The organism is Streptomyces sp. NPDC107521 (assembly GCF_055598485.1).
Genome location: NZ_JBVKAT010000017.1, coordinates 134,167 through 153,515 on the forward strand (window position 1 = coordinate 134,167; position 19,349 = coordinate 153,515).

Below are 19,349 nucleotides of genomic sequence, written 5' to 3' on the forward strand. Positions count from 1 at the left end.
AATGTCCTACTTTTATGAGTGTGTGGGGTGACGTGCCGGGGGCGTCACCCGGCCGGGCCAGGCGGTGTCCCGGGCCGGGAGCGGCCCCCGTCCGGGTGCGGGGTGTCGCGGAGTCCGCGGCGCATGCACGCGCGGGGCCAGCGGTCCAGACCGTGCTCGGCCTCGGCCCTGCGGAGCGCGCGCAGCCCCGGGGTGACCTCCGTGTCCGGCAGCCGCCGGAATCCGAGACGCAGGTAGTACGGCCCGTTCCACGGCACCTCGGTGAAGGTGGTGAGGGTGAGCGCGGCCGCTCCGCTCCGGGCCGCCCACGCGTCCACGTGGTCGACGAGGCGCGCGCCGAGGCGGCGACCGGCGTGGTCGGGCCGGACGGAGAGCTGCTCGATGTGCGCGCACCCGTCGACCGGGTCGACGAGCACATAGGCGACCGGCGCCCCGTCGTGGTCGTGGACCCAGGCCCGCCCGTCCCGGACGTAGCCGCGCAGCGTCCCGGCGGACGGCGGCTCGTCCTCGGCGACGGCCCGCATGCCGATCTCCGCGAAGACCACTCCGGCCCGTCGTTCGATGTCCCGCAGGGCCGGGATGTCCCGCTCCTGTGCCGGACGAATCATGCCGCTCCCTCGGTCCGGCGCGTGTTCCGTTCCCTGCCCGGGCGGCCGTACGGTCGTGCCTCCGGTTCCGCTCGGGCGTTCCCGGATGCTATCGGCCGCCGTTCCGGGAGTGTGGGGGCGGGGCGGCCGCCGCCTCCGCCCGGACGGTGGCGGAGACGGCGGCGGACTGCGGGGTCGAACCGCTCGGACGCCTCGGGCGGCGGCGGTGACGACGGGCCCCCACCGCCTCCGTCTCCACTTCCGCCTCGGGACCGCCGTCCCGGTGGGGCGGCGTTCCTCTCGGAGCACGGGACCGCCGTCGCGCGGTGGTGGTTACAGCAGGGCGATCGAGCTGGCCCGGTCGTTCATCGCGTCCCCGACGTACGAGGTCGACTGCTGGTACTCCTGGTGGGTGCCGGAGGTGTTGGGTGCGTCCCACAGCTCCAGCCAGCAGGCCAGCGTGGTCAGCGAGCTGACGGAGTTGTCGAAGACGCCGTCGAGATTGACCTGGCCGTCCCGGCCGTTGCCGCTCAGGCAGCCGCGCTCGCCGGTCAGGACGAGGGTGGAACCGCCGTAGTTCGAGTCCGTGTAGACGACGCCGAGCTGCACGGACAGTGTCCCCGTGGGGGCCGGTGACTCCGTCAGGCGGTCGGCCAGCCTCCGGTCGATGTGCCTCCCCGACAGCGGGGCGTCGGTGATCCGGCCGTCGGTGGAGGCGGCGATGGCCTCGCGGAACGTGCCGAAGCACCGTGTGCTGCCGGAGTCGACGTCGAGCACACAGTTCCTCGGGGCGGCGGGCGCCGCGCTCGCCGTGGCGGCGCCCGCCCCCAGGACGAGCATGGTGGTGGCTGTCGTGGCGAGAGCGATGCGTGAGGTGCGAGAGAACATGGGCCATCCCTGTCTCGTGGACGTTTCGCCGACACCGTGGATGCTTCCGCCCCCGTCCGGAGGGAGCCAGGGGCTCATCCGGCCATGTCGGTGTATGAGACACGCATGTCCGCGGTGGTGCGGGCGGGGCGGCCCCGCCGTCCGTCGTCGCTGACCTGCCCGGGCCCGCGCGCGGACCGGTGGACGGGACCTGTGAAAGGAACCCCGGGAGGCGACGCGAACTGTTCGGAACCGCGCCCTCCCGGCCCGCGCGCCCCTCACCGGCCCGCCCCCGTGCGCGACCGGCGCGGCAGGGTCCGGCCCGTACCCCGGGCTCGCGCGTCCGGCCCCCGCGCCGACGCCCCGCGGGCGACGGCGCCGGGGCCGGACGCCCACGGCCCACGGAGGGGAATCAGCCGACCCGCTCCATGCTGTAGAGATCGGGCTGGGCGGACTGGACGACCTGGGCTCCCGGGGCGGCCGAGTGGTCCTGGGAGGCGATCCACATACGGGTGGAGTTCTGGGTGTGCTGCGGGGACAGGGCGAAGAAGTCGGTCCCGGCGACCCTCACGAGCCAGAACTCCTGGGAGTTGTCGCCTATGTGGGAGCCGTTGGTCTCGTTGCAGAGGTCCGTGAGCACCCAGGCGCCCGCGCCGAGGAACCGCCGGTCCACGGCCATGCAGCGGTCGCGCCAGCCGATGAACCGGTAGATCTCCTTGCCGTCGGGCTCGGTGTTGTGGCAGACCCGCCAGCGGGCGGGCGCGTAGTTGGGCTGCCACCAGTTCTGGGCGACCGCGCCGTGGTTGCCGGACGCCTGCGAGACCTCCAGGACGAGATTGCTGCCGGCGGCGATGATCCGGTAGCTGCCGGGGTCGCAGGTGAAGCCCACCGGGTCGGCGGCGTGGGCGGTCGGTGCCGTGGCGAGCAGCGTCGTGGCGACGACCGCCGCGGTGCCGAGCGTGGCGGTGAGGCGGCGGGCTCCGGGGCGGGGGCGGCGCTGGCTGGACATGGTGGGCTCGCTTTCGGAGGGAAGGAGCGGAAGGACGGGAACGGCCCGGGGGCGGGCCCCGGAAGCGCGGGGGATCAGCAGCCGATCCGGTTCCGGGCCGCGGCGCGCAGGGTCCCGGCGGGCTCGGGCGCGGCACAGGAGACCACGCCGACCTCGACGTCCGAGAAGGTGACGTAGGTCCCGGTGTCGGTGGGGTTGGTGTTGATCCAGAAGCCGCTGGTCGGACCCGTGCGGGCGCAGATGTAGCGGACGAACTGGCCCTGCACCTTCCGGGTGCCGCGGTAGATGCCGTAGTGGCCGGGGGTGTTGAGGTTGAACGCGGTGGTGATCGAGGTGGTCTGGGTGGTCGCCTTGGTGGTGGCCACCGAGAAGCCGGCCTTGACGCCGGCCTTGACGAAGACCGCCTTGAACTCGGCGGTGATCTCCAGGCTGTGGTTGATCGTGGTGCTGACCGAGTCGACCTGCTGGAGGGTCTGGCTGAACTCCCCGGTGGTGCCCGGGGCGACGTAGGACGTGTGGAACTCGGTGACGACCGGGTCGACTTCGGCCGTCACGATGTCCTCGCGGACGGTGTCGACGGCTGGGTTGCAGGTCGGTGCCGGAGGTGTGACCGCCTGCGCCGGGGCGGCGGCCAGCGGGACCACGAGGGCGGCGGCGATGGCCGCCGCGGTGATGGTGAGGGATCCGGCACGGGTCATGAACACTCCTTCTGGGCATGCGGACGCGCGGCGCGACGACCGCCGATTTCCAGGGGTTCGGGCCGGAATCAACCTTCCCAACGGTCGGCACGGTCCTGGCATGCTTCCGTCATCGGAGAGTCATCACGGGCCTGGACGGCGCGGATACGCGACGCCCTGGGGAGGGGTACTCGTGGAATTCAGGGTTCTGGGGCCGCTGGACGTACGGACCCGTGCGGGCGGCCGGGTCCGGCCGGGGGGAGGCCGGCCGGAGCGGCTGATCGCCGCGCTGCTGCTGCACGCGGACAACACCGTCCCGGTGTCCCGGCTGGTCGACTACGTCTGGGACGGCTGCCCGCCGGCCACCGCGGACCGGCAGGTCCGCAACCTGGCCGGTCTGCTGCGCCGCGCCTTCGGCGAGGCCGACCCCGGCGGCCCGCCCGTGCTCCGGACCGAGGGCCGCGGATACCGGATCTCCCTGGACGGCCACTGGCTGGATGCCCGGAGCTTCTCCGACCGGGTGGCGTGGGCCCGCGCCCGAGCCGCCGACGGCGAGACGACCGCCGCCGCGGCGGGTCTGCGGGAGGCGCTGGGGCTGTGGCGGGGGACCGCGCTGGAAGGGCTCCCCGGCGGGCTGCTCGCGGCGGGCGGGGTCGTGCTGGACGAATCCCGGCTGACGGCCCGGGAGGACTGCCTCGACCTGGAGGCGGCACTGGGCCGGCACCGGGCGATGGTGCCGGAGCTGACCGGTCTGGTGGCCGAGCACCCGCTCCGGGAGCGGTTCGTCGGCCACCTCATGCGAGCGCTGCACCACTCCGGCCGGACGGTGGAGGCCCTCACCGTCCACCGGCGGTTCGTCAGACGCCTGGCAGAGGAGTCGGGGCTCGATCAGAGCCCGGAACTCCGGCTGCTGCACAGCAGGCTGCTCGCGTACGACCCCGAGGGCACGGAGATCCGGGCGGCCGGTACCGTCACCATCGAACGGGCGGTGGTGCCCGGCGGAAGGCCCACGGGTGGACGGGCGGCGTCCCGTCCCGGGACGGTGAAGTGGAAGCCCGCCCAGTTGCCACCGCCTCTGGCCACGTTCACCGGGCGGGACGCGGAGCTGGCGGCACTCGACGACTTCACCGAGCGGGCCGGTGCCGGACACCGGACACCCGCGGGACCCGGCGCGGCCCACGGCGCGGCGGCCGCGCGCATCTGCACGGTCTCCGGAGGCGCGGGAGTCGGGAAGAGCGCCCTTGTCGTCCGGTGGGCCCACCGGGTCCGCGGCCGATTCCCGGACGGCCAGCTCCACGCCGACCTGCACGGATTCTCCGACAGGCCGCCGGTGGCACCGCGCACCGTGCTGTCCCGCTTCCTCCGCGCCCTCGGGGTGCCCGGCGAACAGGTGCCGGACGCGCCGGAGGAGGCCGCCGGCCTCTACCGCTCGCTGCTGGCCGAACGGCGGGTCCTCGTCGTCCTCGACAACGCGCGCAGTGCCGAGCAGGTCCGCCCGCTGCTCCCCGGCTCACCGGGCTGCCTGACCGCGGTCACCAGCCGGACCAGGCTGCCCGGCCTCACCGCCCGCGACGGCGCCCGCCCCCTGTTCCTGGACCTCATGCCCGAGGCGGACGCCATCGCCCTGCTGGACCGTGTCATCGGCGGCGACCGCGCGCGCACCGAGCCCGGAGCCGTCGCCGAACTCGCCTCGTTCTGCTGCGGGTTGCCCCTCGCGCTCGCCATCGCCGCCAGTCGTCTCGCCGAACGTCCCGCGCTAGGCATCGCCGACGGCATGGCCGGACTGCGCGCCGCGGAGGACCGGCTCACGGTGCTGGAGATCGCGGGCGACGCGGTCTCCGCCGTCCGCACCGCGTTCGACCTCTCCTATCTCGCCCTGCCCGACCGGGCCCGGAGCCTCTTCCGCCTTCTCGCGCTGGCCCCCGCCCCCGGCCTGAGCGCCGCGGCCGCGGCCGCGCTCCTCGGCGCGCGCACCGGCACCGTCCGCCCGCTCCTGGACCAACTGGCCGCCGCCCATCTGATCGTCCACGAGAACCACGACCGCTACCGGACGCACGATCTGCTGCGCCTGTACGCCACCGAACGGGTCGCCACCGAAACCTCCCCGGCCGAACGCGGCGCCGCCCGCGAGCGCCTCCACACCTGGTACCTGCGCCACGCCGACACCGACGACCTCGCGGCCACCCCGCACCAGTGAGGATTCCCGTTGGTCCGGGACACCTGGAGACCCGACTCCGTTGCCGGAGAGGGGAGTTGATCCGCCGACCGACGCCTCCACCTCTCCTGTGGACGCGAGGCAGGACACTCCCTCGCCCTCACCGCTCCGGCGGACCGGAGCCGCCGGACCGCCCGGCCGCACGAACGCCGCGGACCGGCCCCCGGTCCGGTCGGCGGTCACGGCGGGCGCCGTCGCGGTACTGGGGTCTTTCGTTTGGATCGGGCCGGATCGGGGAGCGGGGTCCGGCGCCGTGCGTCGCGAGGCGGAGGAGGGAGTCGGGGCGGGGCCCTGGCGACCGACGGCAACGCGGCGAGGTGCGGTGCCAGGGCCCGCGAGCCCGGCATGATCCAAACGAGAGACCCTAGCGGTGCCAGGGGCCGGTGACGGCGAAGGTGGTGCCCGGCATGTAGCAGTTGACGTACAGGGTGGCGCCGTCGGGGGAGAAGGTGACCCCGGCGAACTCGCCCCACTCCGGCCGCTCGGGGGTGCCGATGTTCTGCCGCCCCCGGGCCATCGCGTACACCTCGCCGCCCCGGGTCAGGCCGAAGACGTGCTGGGCGCCCTCGCCGTCCTCGCAGACCATCAGCCCGCCGCCGGGCGCCAGGCAGATGTTGTCGGGGGCCTCCCCGGGCAGTCGTACGTCGGTGCCGGGGCCGAAGACGACCACCAGGGTCAGCCGCCGCGCCACCGGGTCGTAGCGCCAGACCTGCCCGTGGTGGTCGGCCCCGGAGCCCTCCGCGCTGCGGGCGAAGGACGACACGAAGTAGACGCACCGACCGCCCCAGTAGCAGCCCTCCAGCTTCTGCGCGTGGGTGATCCCGGCGGGGCCGAAGTCCTGGTGGCGGACGGGGACGGTGGCGGCCGAGGGGTCGGGGACGTCGATCCACTCGACGCCGTCGAAGCGGGTGCCGGTCTCCCGCACCGTGGACAGGTCGCCCACCCCGGGCACCCGCATCGCCTGGAGCCGCCCGCCCGCGCGCAGCGAGCCGGTGCCGCCCAGCGGCCTGTCGGGCAGGAAGCGGTAGAAGAGGCCGAAGGGCCGCTCGAAGGCGTCCTCGGTCTCGTAGAGCACCCCTCGCACCGGGTCCACGGCGACGGCCTCGTGCTGGAAGCGGCCCAGCGCGGTCAGCGGGACGGCGCCGGTGCGGTGCGGGTCGGCGGGGTCGACCTCGAAGACGAAGCCGTGGTCCCTTTCGTATCCGTTGGTGCCGGCCCGGTCCTCGGTCTCCTCGCAGGTCAGCCAGGTGTGCCAGGGGGTGGGGCCGCCCGCGCAGTTCCAGGCGGTGCCCGCGACGCCGACCCGCTCGGACAGCACCCCGCCCCCGGCGTCCAGCGCCAGGACGGTGCAGCCGCCCTTGCCGCCGGGGTCGTACGTCAGCCCCTCGACATGGGGGACGGGGAGTCGGGCGTCGGCGCGGTTCTCGTGGTTGCGGACCAGGAAGGTGCGGGCCGGGTGGCCGGGGCGGGACGGGAAGGCCGACATCCCGTCGTGGCGGGAGGGGACCCGGCCCTCGCCCGAGCGCAGCGCGTCGCCCTCCCGGGACAGCACCCGGTAGCGGAAGCCCCGGGGCAGGTCGAGCAGGCCGTCCGGGTCGGGGACCAGGGGCCCGTACCCGGCGCGTCCGAGTGCCCGGGCGGCGGGGGAGCCCGCGAAGAGTTCCCCCAGGGCCCCGGTGAAGGCGACGGCCGCGCCGAGCGCGCCGGTCGAGGCGAGGACCTGACGTCGGGTCGCGGGCATGGGCGGGCCTTCCTGCCGGGCTCAGGACTGTGACCCGCCGTGTCTATCACCTGCCGTCCGTGTGACCGGAACGACGCGCGCGGGGCGCGGGAGGAGCGCGGGAGGGGTGGGGGAAGGAGCACGGCCGGGGACGCGGAAGGGGCGCGACGGGGCGCGGCGCGGGCGGGTACGGGGCCGACGGGGTGGTACCGGGGGGTGGGTCGGGGGCGGGGGCGTGACGGCCTCCGCGCGCCGGGCCGGGGAGCCGCGGCACCCGTGGCCCGGCCCCGCCCCGCCCCGTTCCGTCCCGCCCCGTGTCGTCCGGTCCGCCCCGCCGGAACGGGGTGCGCACCGGCCCCGGAACCGGCGGAGCGCCGCTCGGGAGCCGGGCGGCGCGGGCCGGGGGCCGGTGCGCATCGGTGGCGGGCGAGGCGCGGGAGCCCGTGCGGGAGCCGTCGATCGGGATCCCGCACGGGCTCCCGTCAGTCGGGATCCCGTGTGGTGCTGCCGGACGCCCCCGAGCGCTCCAGGAAGCGCAGCAGCTCCACCGGGAAGGGGAGCACCAGGGTGGAGTTCTTCTCGGCGGCCACCGCGACCATGGTCTGGAGCAGCCGCAGTTGCAGCGCGGCCGGCTGCTGCGACATCTCGGCCGCCGCGCCCGCGAGCTTCTTGGACGCCTGCAGCTCGGCGTCGGCGTTGATGATCCGGGCCCGCCGCTCACGGTCGGCCTCGGCCTGCCGGGCCATCGACCGCTTCATCGTGTCGGGGAGCGACACGTCCTTGATCTCGACGCGGTCGATCTGCACGCCCCAGCCCACCGCCGGGCTGTCGATCATCAGCTCCAGCCCCTCGTTGAGCTTCTCGCGGTTGGAGAGCAGGTCGTCCAGGTCGCTCTTGCCGATGATGGAGCGCAGCGAGGTCTGCGCCATCTGGGAGACGGCGAACCGGTAGTCCTCGACCTTGACCAGCGCGCTGGCCGCGTCGACGACCCGGAAGTAGACCACCGCGTCCACCCGGACCGTGACGTTGTCGCGGGTGATGCCCTCCTGCGCGGGCACCGGGAGCGTGACGATCTGGAGGTTCACCTTGTGCAGGCGGTCCACGAAGGGGACCACCAGGGTGAAGCCCGGTGGGCGGGCCTCGCCCGCGAGCCGCCCGAGCCGGAAGACCACCCCGCGCTCGTACTGCTTGACGATCCGCGCCGCCGAGACGACGTAGAGCAAACCGACACCGATCGCGGCGGCGATCACGATCAGGAGAATCTGGAGCATGGCGGCTCCCTCGCTCAGAGGTCCGTTCCGTCCGCTCCTCTCACGATATGCCCGATCGCGGGGGCGGGGCCACGTCCGCGCCCCCGCACCCCCGCGCGGGACGGATCAGGGGGCGTCGACCAGGCGGGCCGCGTCGCGGGCGAGGGCGGTGAGGCGGGAGATCGCCCGGAAGTACTTCTTGCGGTAGCCGCCCTTCAGCATCTCCTCGCCGAACAGCTGGTCGAAGGGCACGCCGGAGGCCAGCACGGGCACCTCGCGGTCGTAGAGCCGGTCCGCGAGGACCACCAGCCGCAGCGCCGTGGACTGGTCGGGCACCGGACGGACCCCGGTGAGGCAGACCGCCGTGAGGCCGTCGGTCAGGGCGCCGTAGCGGCTGGGGTGGACCCGGGCGAGGTGGTCCAGGAGCGCGGTGAAGTCGTCCAGCGAGGCGCCCCCCGTGGCGGCGGCGGTCCGGGCCACCTGCTCGTCGGAGTACGGCTCGGGCGCCTTCGGCAGACCGCGGTGGCGGTAGTCCTCGCCGTCGATCCGCAGGGCGCGGAAGTGGGCCGACAGGCCCTGGATCTCGCGCAGGAAGTCGGCCGCCGCGAAGCGGCCCTCGCCCAGCTTGCCGGGCAGCGTGTTGGAGGTGGCGGCGAGCGCCACACCGGCGTCCACCAGGCGGCCGAGCAGGGTGGAGACGAGGACGGTGTCGCCCGGGTCGTCCAGCTCGAACTCGTCGATGCAGAGCAGGCGGTGCCCGGACAGGGTCCGCACGGTCTGCTGGAAGCCGAGGGCGCCGACGAGGTTGGTCAGCTCCACGAAGGTGCCGAAGGCCTTGCGGGACGGCTCCGCCGGGGTGGCGTGCCAGAGCGAGGCCAGCAGGTGGGTCTTGCCGACGCCGTAGCCGCCGTCGAGGTAGACGCCGCGCGGCCCGGCGGGGGTCTTGGGTGCCCTGCTCCGACCCAGGCCGAGGAAGCCGCGCTTCGCACCCCCGGCGGGGACGCCGTCGAGTCCGGCCGCGAAGCCCTCCAGCACCCGTACGGCCTCGCTCTGGCTCGGCTGGTTCGGGTCCGGGAGGTAGGTGCCGAACCGGACCGAGTCGAAGCGGGGCGGCGGCACCATCTCGGCCACCAGCCGGTCCGCGGGCACGTGGGGCTCGCGCGCGCACAGGGACGAGGGGGCCGAGGCCGTGGCTATCGGGGCGCTGCGGGGGGCAGGGGAGGAGGACGACACGGTGCCCAATGGTAGGCCCTCGGCCCCGGCCCCCCGGCGGGCAGCCGGTCCCGCGCGAGCGGTGGGGCGGGGCGCGGGCCCCGGGGCGGGCCGACGGCGTCCCCGGGCACGGGAGGAGCGGGACCGGTGCGGTGGGCCCCGGGGACGGGGACGGTGGCCGACCTCTCCGGGGCGCGGAAGCCGCCGGGGTCGGTGGGCTCCGGGGCGAGGGGGTACGTGCTGCCTGCGCCGTGGCGCCCCGGTGCGCGGGGATGGCGGTGGTCCCGGAGGCTGCGGTGGCCGGAGGGCCGAAGGCCGAAGGGGTATGCGGGTTGCGGGGGAGGGGCTGCGGGGTGGTGGTGCCGGAGGGATGCCGAGGCGCGGCGCCCGGGGCGGCGGTGGCTCCAGGGTGGCGGAGGTCGCGGGGCCGACGGGATCCGGGGGAGGAGGGGCCGCGGGGCGGTGGTGCCGGAGAGGCGTGGGGCTCGCGGTGGGAGACTGAGGAGCATGCGACGCCTGTTTCCTGTGAGCGAGCCGACCGCGGACGACGGGTCCGGCCCCGAGTGGAGCCTCGACGAGTTGGCCGCCGCCTACGCCTATCCGGAGCCGGACGGCCGCGCCGGGGCCTGGCTGCGCGCCAACATGGTCTCCACGCTCGACGGGGCCGCCCAGCACGACGGCCGCTCCCGGCTCATCTCCGGCGCGGCCGACATGCGGATCTTCGGCACCCTGCGGGCACTGGCGGACGTGGTCGTCGCCGGTGCCGAGACGGTCCGCCGCGAGGGGTACCGCCCGGCCCGCGCCCGCGCCGAGTTCGCCGCCCGCCGGGAGGCCGCCGGGCAGGGGCCCGCGCCGGTGATCGCGGTGGTCAGCGCGAGCCTGGACCTGGACCTCACCCTTCCGCTGTTCACCTCGCCGCTGGTGCCGACGCTGATCCTGACCGGCGCCGCGGCCGACCCCGCCCGGGTGGCCGCCGCCGAGCGGGCCGGGGCCCGGGTGGTCGTCGCCGGGGACGGCGCCGGGGTGGACCCGGCCCGCGCCGTGAGCGCCCTGGCCGGACTCGGCCACACCCGGCTGCTCACGGAGGGCGGTCCCCGGCTGCTCGGCCAGTTCATCGCGGCCGGCGTCCTGGACGAGATGTGCCTGACCCTCGCGCCGGTGCTGACCGGGGGCGCCGCGCAGCGCATCGCGGGCGGGCCCCCGGTGGAGGTGCCCCGGCGGTTCGTCCTGTCGTCCCTCCTGGAGGAGCAGGGCTTCCTCTTCGGCCGCTACCGGCGCGCCTGACCGGCCCTTCGCGCCCCGAGGAGGGCGGGGCCCGTCCTCCGCCGCCCTCGGGGCCTGCCGTCCACCACTTCCGTCGGCCCGGCTCAGAGCCCCGTCCGGAGCCACTCCGGGCCACCTCGGGCTCCCCCGGGTCACCTCGGGCTCCCCCGGGCCATCCCGAGCGTCCCGCGCCATCTCGGGCTCCCTGGGCGTCCTGAGTCGCTCGGGCCACCGGGCCGCGCCGGGACCCGCCTCCCGGCCCTCCCGTACGTCGGGGTCCGGCCCTGGCGCCGCACGCCCGGCCTCACCCGTCGGCCCCCCCTGGCTCCCGCCCAGGGCTCACCGCAGCCCGGTTCCCCCGCCTCGGCCCCGCCCTGCTCGGCCGTCCCGCCCGGTGGCGGCTCCGGACGGCCCCGTTCCCATGCCCGGTCCCGCTCGACCGCCTCGGTAGCCCGTCCCCGGCCCCGCTCCCACCGTCCGGTGCCGACCGCCGTGTGCCTCGTGCCGGTGCCACCCGCCCGGCCCCGCTCCCACCGTCCGGTGCCGACCCCCGTACGCCCCGCGCCCGCGCCGTACGCCCCGCCGCCTCGGGCCCCGGCCCCACCCGTACGCCCGGGGTGGGCCCCGCCCCGTTCGCACCGGCTCCCCCGCCCCCCGGCGCGCATCCCGTACACCCCCACCCGCCCCCTCGTTCCGTCCCAGGTCGCACGGCGTGGTCCGGACGCGGGTTCGGGTGGTACCGCACTTCCGGTAATGAAGGCGGAATCTACCGTTCCGTTTAAGCCGCGCCGGGCACACTGAATCCGGCAGTACCCGTGCGATCACGGGGAAAAATGGTTTCCGCAGGTCTGTGCGCCACGGCTTGCGGAGAGCGGGCCCACGGGCCCCGGAAGCAGAAGGGGGCGTCTGGTGTTCACCAGCGTTCTGATGATCGAGAAGGCCCTGACCTCCGTCGACGTGGAGTTCGTCACCACCCTGCACGGGGACGAGCCGGTCGCCTTCCACGTCCTGCTCCAGCCGCGCGGCGACCAGGCCGACCGGCTGCTCAGAGCCATCGACGACGTCGCCCTCGGTGAACTGGACGAGGCCGTCCGCGAGGGCGGCACCCCCGAGGGCGAGGAGGCCCTGAGCATCGGCCGCCGCGCGCTGGAGGTCTCGCTCGCCGCGCTGCGCGCCGCCGGTGCCGACGCCGAGGGCCGGCTGATCGAGGACCATCCCCTGGAGGCCCTCAAGAACCTCGTCCGGGAGACCCGCGCCGACGAGGTGATCGTCCTCACCGACCCCCATTACGTGGAGGAGTTCTTCCACCGGGACTGGGCCTCCCGCGCCCGCCACGAGGTCGGGGTGCCGGTCCTGAAACTGTTCTCCCACAGCAAGGCATAGGGTGGGGCCGCGCTCCCGGGCGGGGGCGCGCCCACCCGTCGTACCGCCGCCGGGGCCCCGTCGCACCGGCGGCCGGCGGCGCCACCGTCGTAGCAGCGACCGCACCACTGGGGAGAACAGCGCATGGCACCCGGCCTTCCTACCGCCATGGACCGACCGCACTTCATCGGCATCGGCGGCGCCGGGATGTCGGGCATCGCCAAGATCCTCGCCCAGCGCGGCGCCCGGGTGGCCGGCAGCGACGCCCGGGACTCCGCCACCGCCGAGGCGCTGCGCGCCCTGGGCGCCACCGTGCACATCGGCCACGCCGCCGGGCACCTGGCCGACGACGCGAGCTGCGTGGTCGTCTCCTCCGCCATCCGCGAGGACAACCCGGAGCTGGCCCGCGCCGCCGAGCTGGGCATCCCCGTCGTGCACCGCTCCGACGCGCTGGCCGCCCTGATGGACGGGCTGCGCCCGATCGCCGTCGCCGGGACGCACGGCAAGACCACCACCACCTCCATGCTGGCGGTCACCCTCGACGCGCTGGGCCGCTCCCCCTCGTACGCCATCGGCGGCGACCTGGACGCCCCCGGCTCCAACGCCCTGCACGGCGACGGCGAGATCTTCGTCGCGGAGGCCGACGAGAGCGACCGCAGCTTCCACAAGTACGCCCCCGAGGTCGCCGTCGTCCTCAACGTCGAACTCGACCACCACGCCAACTACGCCTCCATGGACGAGATCCACGCGTCCTTCGAGACCTTCGCCGGGCGGATCGTCCCCGGCGGCACCCTGGTGGTCTCCGCCGACCACGAGGGCGCCCGCGAACTGACCCGGCGGCTGGCCGGCTCGGTGCGCACGGTGACGTACGGGGAGTCCGAGGACGCCGACGTGCGCATCCTCTCGGTCGTCCCGCACGGCCTCCGCAGCGAGGTCACCGTGCTGATCGACGGCGAGGAGCTGACCTTCGGCGTCTCCGTCCCCGGCCGCCACTACGCCCACAACGCCGTCGCCGCGCTCGCCGCCGCCGCGGCCCTAGGGATCCCGGCCGCCGAGACGGCCCCCGCGCTGGCCGCCTACACCGGGGTCAAGCGCCGCCTCCAGCTCAAGGGCGAGGCGGCCGGGGTCCAGGTCGTCGACTCCTACGCCCACCACCCGTCCGAGATGACCGCCGACCTGGAGGCCATGCGCCCCGCCGCCGGCGACGCCCGGATCCTGGTCCTCTTCCAGCCGCACCTCTTCTCCCGCACCCGGGAACTGGGCAAGGAGATGGGCACCGCCCTGGCCCTGGCCGACGCCTCCGTCGTCCTCGACGTCTACCCGGCCCGCGAGGACCCGATCCCCGGCGTCACCAGCGCCGTCATCGTCGAGGCGGCCCGCGCGGCCGGTGCCGACGTCACCGCCGTCCACGACAAGGAGACGGCCCCCGCCGTCGTCGCGGGAATGGCGAAGCCCGGCGATCTCGTTCTCACCATGGGCGCGGGCGACGTCACCGACCTCGGACCGCGCATCCTGGACCGGCTGTCGGACACGGCGGAATAAGCGGAACAACGCGGACAAGAGGCTGATGACCATGGCGTACGACGTCGAGAAAACGGACGAGCAGTGGCGCGCGGAGCTGACCCCGGGCGAGTACGCCGTCCTGCGCCGGGCGGGCACCGAACCGGCCTTCACCGGTGAGTACACGGACACCAGCACCGCGGGGGTGTACGACTGCCGCGCCTGCGGCGCCGAACTGTTCACCTCGGAGACGAAGTTCGCCTCCCACTGCGGCTGGCCGTCCTTCTTCGACCCCAAGGACACCGACGCGGTCGAGCTGATCGAGGACCGCTCGCACGGCATGGTCCGCACCGAGGTGCGCTGCGCCCGCTGCGGCTCTCATCTGGGGCACGTCTTCGAGGGCGAGGGCTATCCGACCCCGACCGACCAGCGGTACTGCATCAACAGCGTCTCCCTGCGGCTGACGCCGACGGGCGACTGACCGGGCCCCGCCCGGCACCGACTCCCACCAGTCCACCACCCCACCACCTCGCCACACCCCCCGCGGCCCCGGCTCCGACGCCGGGGCCGCACCCGTCGCAAGGCCGGTGTGAACGGCCGGACAGGGGGAAGGAGAGGCCCCGAACAGCGGGCCCGGCCCGCAGCAGGCCCGCCCCGGCGGCCGCCGTTCGCGCCCGGCCGGAGACGGCCGGCGGACCGGGGCCGGCGCGGGCGACTCCCGCCAGACCGAAGGACACCCCGCGTCTTGATACGGATCGCGTCAGTCACCAAGCGGTACCCGGACGGCACGGTAGCCGTGGACCGCCTGTCCCTGGAGATACCCGACCGCTCCATCACCGTCCTCGTCGGCCCCTCCGGCTGCGGCAAGACGACGACCCTGCGCATGATCAACCGGATGACCGACCCCACCGAGGGCAGCATCCTTCTCGACGGCGCCGACATCCGGGACCGCCCCGTCACCGAGCTGCGCCGGTCCATGGGCTACGTCATCCAGAACGCCGGTCTCTTCCCGCACCGCACCGTGCTCGACAACATCGCCACCGTGCCCCGCATGCTCGGCTGGGGGCGCCGTGCGTACCGGGCGCGGGCGGCGGAACTCATGGAGCGCGTCGGCCTGGACGCCTCGCTCGCCCGGCGCTACCCGTACCAGCTCTCCGGGGGGCAGCAGCAGCGCGTCGGCGTGGCACGGGCGCTGGCCGCCGATCCGCCGGTGCTGCTGATGGACGAGCCGTTCTCGGCCGTCGACCCCGTGGTGCGCAAGGGGCTCCAGGACGAACTGCTGCGCCTCCAGGATGAGTTGGGCAAGACCATCGTCTTCGTCACCCATGACATCGACGAGGCCGTCAAGCTGGGCACCCGGGTCGCGGTGATGCGCACCGGCGGCCGGCTCGCCCAGTTCGCGGCCCCCGCAGACCTGCTGTCCGATCCGGCCGACGCCTTCGTCGAGGACTTCCTCGGCGCCGACCGGGGCATCCGGCGGCTGTCCTTCTTCTCCTCGGCCGACCTGGTACTGACCACCGCCCCGGTCGTCCGGGCCGGTGCCCCGGAGCGGACCGCCGCCGGTGCCGTCCCGCCGCCCGTGGCCGGGCCCGCCCCGGTGGACGGCCACCTGCTGGTCACCGACGCCGAGGGGCGCCCGCTCGGCTGGGCCGGACCGGACGCGCCGGTGGCCGGTGACGTCCCGGTGGACCGGCTGCTGCCCCACGGGCGGCCGTTCCGGCCCGGCACCGACTCGCTGCGGGTCGCCCTGGACTCCGCGGTGCTCTCGCCGACCGGCTGGGCCGTCGCCGTGGACGACGCGGGCCGGGTGACCGGCGTGGTCTCCCAGCAGGCCATCGGCGAGGCCGTCCGCGGGGCGCGCGCCGCCGGACGGGACGGGGACGGGCGCACCGGCGCGGAGGGGGACCGCGACGGCGACGATCACGGCCCGGGCCGCGACGGTGACGGCCGGGACCGCGACGGCCGGGACGGTGACGGCCGGGACGGTGGTGCCGTCACGGCGGGCGGGGCCGGGGGCTCCGGCGCCGGGGACGCCGACGGCGCGGGGGTCGCCCCGTGAACGGCTTCTTCGACATCCCGAGCGACCTCCAGAACACCTACACCGGGCTGATCGGCCTGCACCTGCGCGAGGCACTGCTGCCGGTCCTGGCCGGGCTGCTGCTCGCGCTGCCGCTGGCCCAGCTCTGCGTGCGGCTGCGCTGGCTGTACCCCCCGGTGCTGGGCGTGACGACGGTGTTCTACGCCGTCCCGTCCCTGGCCGTGTTCGTCGTCCTCATCGACTACACCGGCCAGACCGAACTGACCGTGATGATCCCGCTGGCCGTCTACAGCCTGGTGGTGCTGGTGCCCGCCATCGTCGACGGGGTGCGCTCGGTGCCCCGGGAGACCCTGGCCGCGGCCACCGCGCTGGGCCTCGGACCACTGCGGCGCTACCTCCAGGTGCAGTTGCCCATCGCGGTGCCCGCGATCCTCGCCGGGCTGCGGGTGGCCACCGCCTCCAGCATCTCCCTGGTCAGCGTCGGCGCCCTGATCGGCAACCAGGGGGCCCTCGGCAACCTGCTCGCCGACGCCCAGAAGTACGACCGGCCCGAACTGGCCGTCAACTCCGTGCTCACCACCGCCGTCCTGGCCATCGCCTGCGACGCGGTCCTGGTGCTCGCCCGCACGCTGCTGACGCCGTGGATGCCGCGCGCCGCCCGCCGCCCCGGGACGGGCGCCGCGCGGCCGGACGCGGCCGGGGCGAAGGGGGCCGCCCGGTGAACGTCCTGAACTTCGTCGGCGCCTTCCTCGGCGACGCCGCCCACTGGCAGGGCTACGACGGCATCCCGAACCGCCTGCTGGAGCACGTGGGGTACACGCTGCTCGCGCTCGGCCTGGCGGCGGCGATCGGGCTGCCCGTGGGGCTGCTCACCGGTCACACCGGGCGCGGCGGCAACGCGGTCGCCCTGGTGGCCACCGCCGCGCGGGCGCTGCCCAGCTTCGGGCTGCTGGTGCTGATCGCCGTCGTGGTGGGCATCGGCCTGCTGCCGGTGATGATCCCGCTGGTGGTGCTGGCCGTGCCGCCGATCCTCGTCACCACCTACGAGGCGGTGCGCTCCGTGGACCCGGCGCCGGTGGACGCCGCGCGGGGCCTCGGCATGCACGAGAGCCGCGTGCTGCTCCAGGTGGAGCTGCCGGTCGCGCTGCCGCTGATCCTCGGCGGACTGCGCTCGGCGGCCGTCCAGGTCGTCTCGACGGCCACCATCGCCGCCTACGTCAGCCTGGGCGGCCTCGGCCGGTACATCATCGACGGCCTCTACCAGCGCGACTACGAGAAGGTCGTCGGCGGTGCCGCCCTGGTCGCCGCCCTGGCCCTGGTCACCCTCGCGCTGTTCTGGGCGGTCGGCCGGGCGGCCGTGTCGCCGGGGGTGCGCGGGCGGTGACGCGGGGGGACGGCGTCGCGGCGGGCAGGCGCGCGGCGGGCGGGGGCGCCCGGGGCGGGCGCGTGGGACGGGGCTTGACTGACGGAGCGCCGGATCGTTTGGATCGGTGGATGACACCTTCCGCGAAGCGCAGCAGGACCAGCACCAGGCACACCGGCGTGGCGGCCGCCGTCGCGCTCACCGCCGCGACGGCGCTCCTCGCGGGCTGCTCCTCCTCCGACACCTCCGACCCCCTGGCCGGCGACAAGGCGGCGAAGGGCACCGTCGTCGTCGGCTCCAACAACTTCGCCGAGAGCACCCTCCTCGCCGACATCTACGGCGAGGCGCTCCGGGCCAAGGGAATCAAGGTCGACTACAAGCACAACATAGGCAGCCGCGAGACGACCTACGGGATGATGAAGAACGGCGCGGTCACCGTGCTGCCGGAGTACAACGGCTCCCTGCTCGCCTATCTCGACCCGAAGGCCGCCCAGGACTCCGCCGAGGCCGTGAACGAGGCCGTCCGCGCCAAGCTGGACAAGGAGTTGACGGTGCTCACCTCCTCCCCGGCCGAGGACAAGGACTCGGTCGCCGTCAACGCGGCCACCGCGAAGAAGCACGGCCTCACCTCCGGGTCGAGCCTCGCCGACCTCAAGGACATCGCCCCCGGGCTGGTGATCGGCGGTTCGCCCGAGTTCCAGACCCGCCGGCAGGGCCTCAAGGGGCTGGAGTCCGTCTACGGGCTCACGTTCAAGTCCTTCAAGGCGCTCGACGCGGGCGGGCCGCTGACCCAGTCCGCGCTGACGAAGAACACCGTCCAGGCGGCGGACGTCTTCACCACCGACCCGGCCATCGTCAAGGAGGGCTTCGTCGTCCTCAAGGACCCGGAGAACCTCTTCGGCTTCGCCCAGGTGACCCCGCTGGTCCGCAAGGACGGACTGCCGCCCGAGGGCGCCGCCGCGCTCAACGACGTCTCGGCCAAGCTGGACACCGAGACGCTGCGCGAGCTGGACGCCCGGGTGCAGTTGGAGAAGAAGGACCCGCTGGACGTGGCCAAGGACTGGCTGAAGTCGGTCGGCCTGGACTGATCCCGTACCCGTACCCGTACCCGTGCCCGTCCCGGCACACCCGTCCGCACCCGCACCCGTCCCGGCGGCCACCGTCCGCCGGGGCCGGGGCGGGCCGGATGCCGCGCCGGTCGGGGCGGACCCCGGCGCGCCACTCCCGCCCGGGCCCGGCCCACCGCTCCGACCGGGAGACGCACCCCCTCGTGCAGGGGGTGGTGGACGCCGTCAACCGGGGCCGCCCGCACCGCTGTACCGAGGTCCGGGGCACCCCGGCCGGGCGGACGGCGGACGAACGCCGGGCGATCTGAGAGTTCATCGGATGGTGAGTTATCGTGTACGGGGGGTCAACGCGACCGGCACCGAGTGCCGGGTCCCAGCTCAGGAGTGTTCAGCCGATGGCGAGGCAGTTACGCGCCGAGCAGACGCGCGCCACGATCGTCCGGGCCGCCGCCGATCTGATCGACCGTCACGGTTACGAGGCGACCAGTCTGGGCGAGATCGTGGAGCACGCGGGCGTCACCAAGGGCGCCCTGTACTTCCACTTCGCGGCCAAGGAGGACCTGGCCCACGCCATCCTGGAGCTCCAGGCCACCACCTCGCGCCGGCTGGCGACCGAGCTGGACGGCAGGGGCTACACCTCCCTGGAGGCGCTGATGCGCCTCACCTTCGGGGTCACCCGGCTCGCCGCCGAGGGCCCGGTGCTGCGCGCCGGACTGCGGCTGGCCACCCAGGGGGTGGGCGTACGGCCGCCGCTGCGCCACCCGTTCACGGAGTGGCTGGACCTCACCTCCGCTCGGCTCGTCGACGCCGTACGGCAGTCCGACGTCCATCCCGACATCGACGTGGACTCCGTGGCCCACACCCTCGTCTGCTCCTTCGTCGGCACCCGGGTGGTGGGCCGATCCCTGGAGCCGGTGGCGCGGCAGCCGCGCCGGATGGCCGAGATGTGGCACCTCCTGATCCGCGGCCTCGTCCCCGTGACCCGCCGCGCCCGCTACCTCACCCTGGCGGCACGGCTCGAACGGGAGATGCCGTAGGGGTGCTTGCTCAAGTCCCCGCATCCTCGGGGGACTTCACTCGTTCGTCCTGAGGGCGGGCATTCCGCGCCGAGTGTTCCGTCCCGTTCCCGTCCTGCCTTCCCGGGCCTCCCCGGCGCTCCCGCGCCGGTGCCCGCGTCCGCCGTCCCCCGGTGCGTCCGCACCCGGGCGGGCGCCGCCGG

At 74.9% G+C, this 19,349-nt stretch carries 17 protein-coding genes; 10 read left to right on the plus strand and 7 right to left on the minus strand.

Translation table 11 applies throughout. The features are described from left to right. Positions 1-44: 44 nt before the first annotated feature. From ACZ7LB_RS23885 to ACZ7LB_RS23900, 4 genes are all read right to left on the minus strand, one after another. Positions 45-608 carry a GNAT family N-acetyltransferase gene (locus ACZ7LB_RS23885; protein ID WP_471470962.1) on the minus strand — a complete coding sequence of 188 codons (564 nt, stop codon included), beginning with the start codon at positions 606-608 and terminating at the stop codon, positions 45-47. Between the two features lie 312 nt (positions 609-920). Continuing rightward, a complete protein-coding gene (locus tag ACZ7LB_RS23890; protein ID WP_471470964.1) occupies positions 921-1,475 on the minus strand; it encodes a hypothetical protein in 555 nt (184 codons plus the stop codon). A 391-nt stretch (positions 1,476-1,866) separates the two neighbouring features. Beyond that, positions 1,867-2,463 carry an RICIN domain-containing protein gene (locus ACZ7LB_RS23895; protein ID WP_471470966.1) on the minus strand — a complete coding sequence of 199 codons (597 nt, stop codon included), beginning with the start codon at positions 2,461-2,463 and terminating at the stop codon, positions 1,867-1,869. 74 nt (positions 2,464-2,537) lie between these two features. After that, entirely contained in the window at positions 2,538-3,161 is a 624-nt protein-coding gene (locus ACZ7LB_RS23900; protein ID WP_471470967.1) for a hypothetical protein, read from the minus strand. A gap of 172 nt (positions 3,162-3,333) precedes the next feature. Here ACZ7LB_RS23900 and ACZ7LB_RS23905 point away from each other — a divergent pair, with 172 nt between their 5' ends. Next, complete coding sequence (locus tag ACZ7LB_RS23905; RefSeq protein WP_471470969.1) at positions 3,334-5,337, plus strand: AfsR/SARP family transcriptional regulator; 2,004 nt, start codon at positions 3,334-3,336, stop codon at positions 5,335-5,337. Positions 5,338-5,719: 382 nt separating this feature from the next. Here ACZ7LB_RS23905 and ACZ7LB_RS23910 read toward each other — a convergent pair whose 3' ends face one another. The 3 genes from ACZ7LB_RS23910 to zapE all read right to left on the minus strand — a co-directional run bounded on the left by ACZ7LB_RS23910 (position 5,720) and on the right by zapE (position 9,558). Next, positions 5,720-7,096, minus strand: coding sequence for an alkaline phosphatase PhoX (locus ACZ7LB_RS23910; protein WP_471470971.1), 1,377 nt, complete (start codon positions 7,094-7,096; stop codon positions 5,720-5,722). A gap of 461 nt (positions 7,097-7,557) precedes the next feature. After that, positions 7,558-8,346: a slipin family protein gene (locus ACZ7LB_RS23915; protein ID WP_471470973.1), complete on the minus strand. Its 789-nt coding sequence runs from the start codon at positions 8,344-8,346 to the stop codon at positions 7,558-7,560. Between the two features lie 105 nt (positions 8,347-8,451). After that, entirely contained in the window at positions 8,452-9,558 is a 1,107-nt protein-coding gene (gene zapE, locus ACZ7LB_RS23920; protein WP_471470974.1) for a cell division protein ZapE, read from the minus strand. A gap of 486 nt (positions 9,559-10,044) precedes the next feature. Here zapE and ACZ7LB_RS23925 point away from each other — a divergent pair, with 486 nt between their 5' ends. The 9 genes from ACZ7LB_RS23925 to ACZ7LB_RS23965 all read left to right on the plus strand — a co-directional run bounded on the left by ACZ7LB_RS23925 (position 10,045) and on the right by ACZ7LB_RS23965 (position 19,167). Further along, positions 10,045-10,821, plus strand: coding sequence for a pyrimidine reductase family protein (locus ACZ7LB_RS23925; protein ID WP_471470976.1), 777 nt, complete (start codon positions 10,045-10,047; stop codon positions 10,819-10,821). A gap of 888 nt (positions 10,822-11,709) precedes the next feature. Further along, positions 11,710-12,183, plus strand: coding sequence for an indole-3-glycerol phosphate synthase (locus tag ACZ7LB_RS23930; RefSeq protein ID WP_471470978.1), 474 nt, complete (start codon positions 11,710-11,712; stop codon positions 12,181-12,183). A 123-nt stretch (positions 12,184-12,306) separates the two neighbouring features. Continuing rightward, entirely contained in the window at positions 12,307-13,704 is a 1,398-nt protein-coding gene (murC, locus tag ACZ7LB_RS23935) for a UDP-N-acetylmuramate--L-alanine ligase (RefSeq protein ID WP_471470980.1), read from the plus strand. Positions 13,705-13,735: 31 nt separating this feature from the next. Continuing rightward, complete coding sequence (gene msrB / locus ACZ7LB_RS23940) at positions 13,736-14,143, plus strand: peptide-methionine (R)-S-oxide reductase MsrB (protein ID WP_471471042.1); 408 nt, start codon at positions 13,736-13,738, stop codon at positions 14,141-14,143. 264 nt (positions 14,144-14,407) lie between these two features. Next, positions 14,408-15,721, plus strand: a complete 1,314-nt coding sequence (locus ACZ7LB_RS23945; protein WP_471470982.1) for an ABC transporter ATP-binding protein — start codon at positions 14,408-14,410, stop codon at positions 15,719-15,721. Beyond that, a complete protein-coding gene (locus tag ACZ7LB_RS23950; RefSeq protein WP_471470984.1) occupies positions 15,718-16,422 on the plus strand; it encodes an ABC transporter permease in 705 nt (234 codons plus the stop codon). Before ACZ7LB_RS23945 ends, ACZ7LB_RS23950 begins: the two co-directional genes overlap by 4 nt. Then, positions 16,419-17,084: an ABC transporter permease gene (locus tag ACZ7LB_RS23955; RefSeq protein WP_471470986.1), complete on the plus strand. Its 666-nt coding sequence runs from the start codon at positions 16,419-16,421 to the stop codon at positions 17,082-17,084. Before ACZ7LB_RS23950 ends, ACZ7LB_RS23955 begins: the two co-directional genes overlap by 4 nt. A 110-nt stretch (positions 17,085-17,194) precedes the next feature. Further along, complete coding sequence (locus tag ACZ7LB_RS23960; RefSeq protein ID WP_471470988.1) at positions 17,195-18,151, plus strand: ABC transporter substrate-binding protein; 957 nt, start codon at positions 17,195-17,197, stop codon at positions 18,149-18,151. Between the two features lie 374 nt (positions 18,152-18,525). Next, a complete protein-coding gene (locus ACZ7LB_RS23965; RefSeq protein ID WP_471470990.1) occupies positions 18,526-19,167 on the plus strand; it encodes a ScbR family autoregulator-binding transcription factor in 642 nt (213 codons plus the stop codon). Positions 19,168-19,349 lie beyond the last annotated feature (182 nt).

Coding starts and splice junctions, on each gene's coding strand:
- ACZ7LB_RS23885 (WP_471470962.1), bottom strand. CDS start 608: ATGATTCGTCCGGCACAGGAGCGGGACATCCCGGCCCTGCGGGACATC.
- ACZ7LB_RS23890 (WP_471470964.1), bottom strand. CDS start 1,475: ATGTTCTCTCGCACCTCACGCATCGCTCTCGCCACGACAGCCACCACC.
- ACZ7LB_RS23895 (WP_471470966.1), bottom strand. CDS start 2,463: ATGTCCAGCCAGCGCCGCCCCCGCCCCGGAGCCCGCCGCCTCACCGCC.
- ACZ7LB_RS23900 (WP_471470967.1), bottom strand. CDS start 3,161: ATGACCCGTGCCGGATCCCTCACCATCACCGCGGCGGCCATCGCCGCC.
- ACZ7LB_RS23910 (WP_471470971.1), bottom strand. CDS start 7,096: ATGCCCGCGACCCGACGTCAGGTCCTCGCCTCGACCGGCGCGCTCGGC.
- ACZ7LB_RS23915 (WP_471470973.1), bottom strand. CDS start 8,346: ATGCTCCAGATTCTCCTGATCGTGATCGCCGCCGCGATCGGTGTCGGT.
- ACZ7LB_RS23925 (WP_471470976.1), top strand. CDS start 10,045: ATGCGACGCCTGTTTCCTGTGAGCGAGCCGACCGCGGACGACGGGTCC.
- murC (WP_471470980.1), top strand. CDS start 12,307: ATGGCACCCGGCCTTCCTACCGCCATGGACCGACCGCACTTCATCGGC.
- msrB (WP_471471042.1), top strand. CDS start 13,736: ATGGCGTACGACGTCGAGAAAACGGACGAGCAGTGGCGCGCGGAGCTG.
- ACZ7LB_RS23960 (WP_471470988.1), top strand. CDS start 17,195: ATGACACCTTCCGCGAAGCGCAGCAGGACCAGCACCAGGCACACCGGC.
- ACZ7LB_RS23965 (WP_471470990.1), top strand. CDS start 18,526: ATGGCGAGGCAGTTACGCGCCGAGCAGACGCGCGCCACGATCGTCCGG.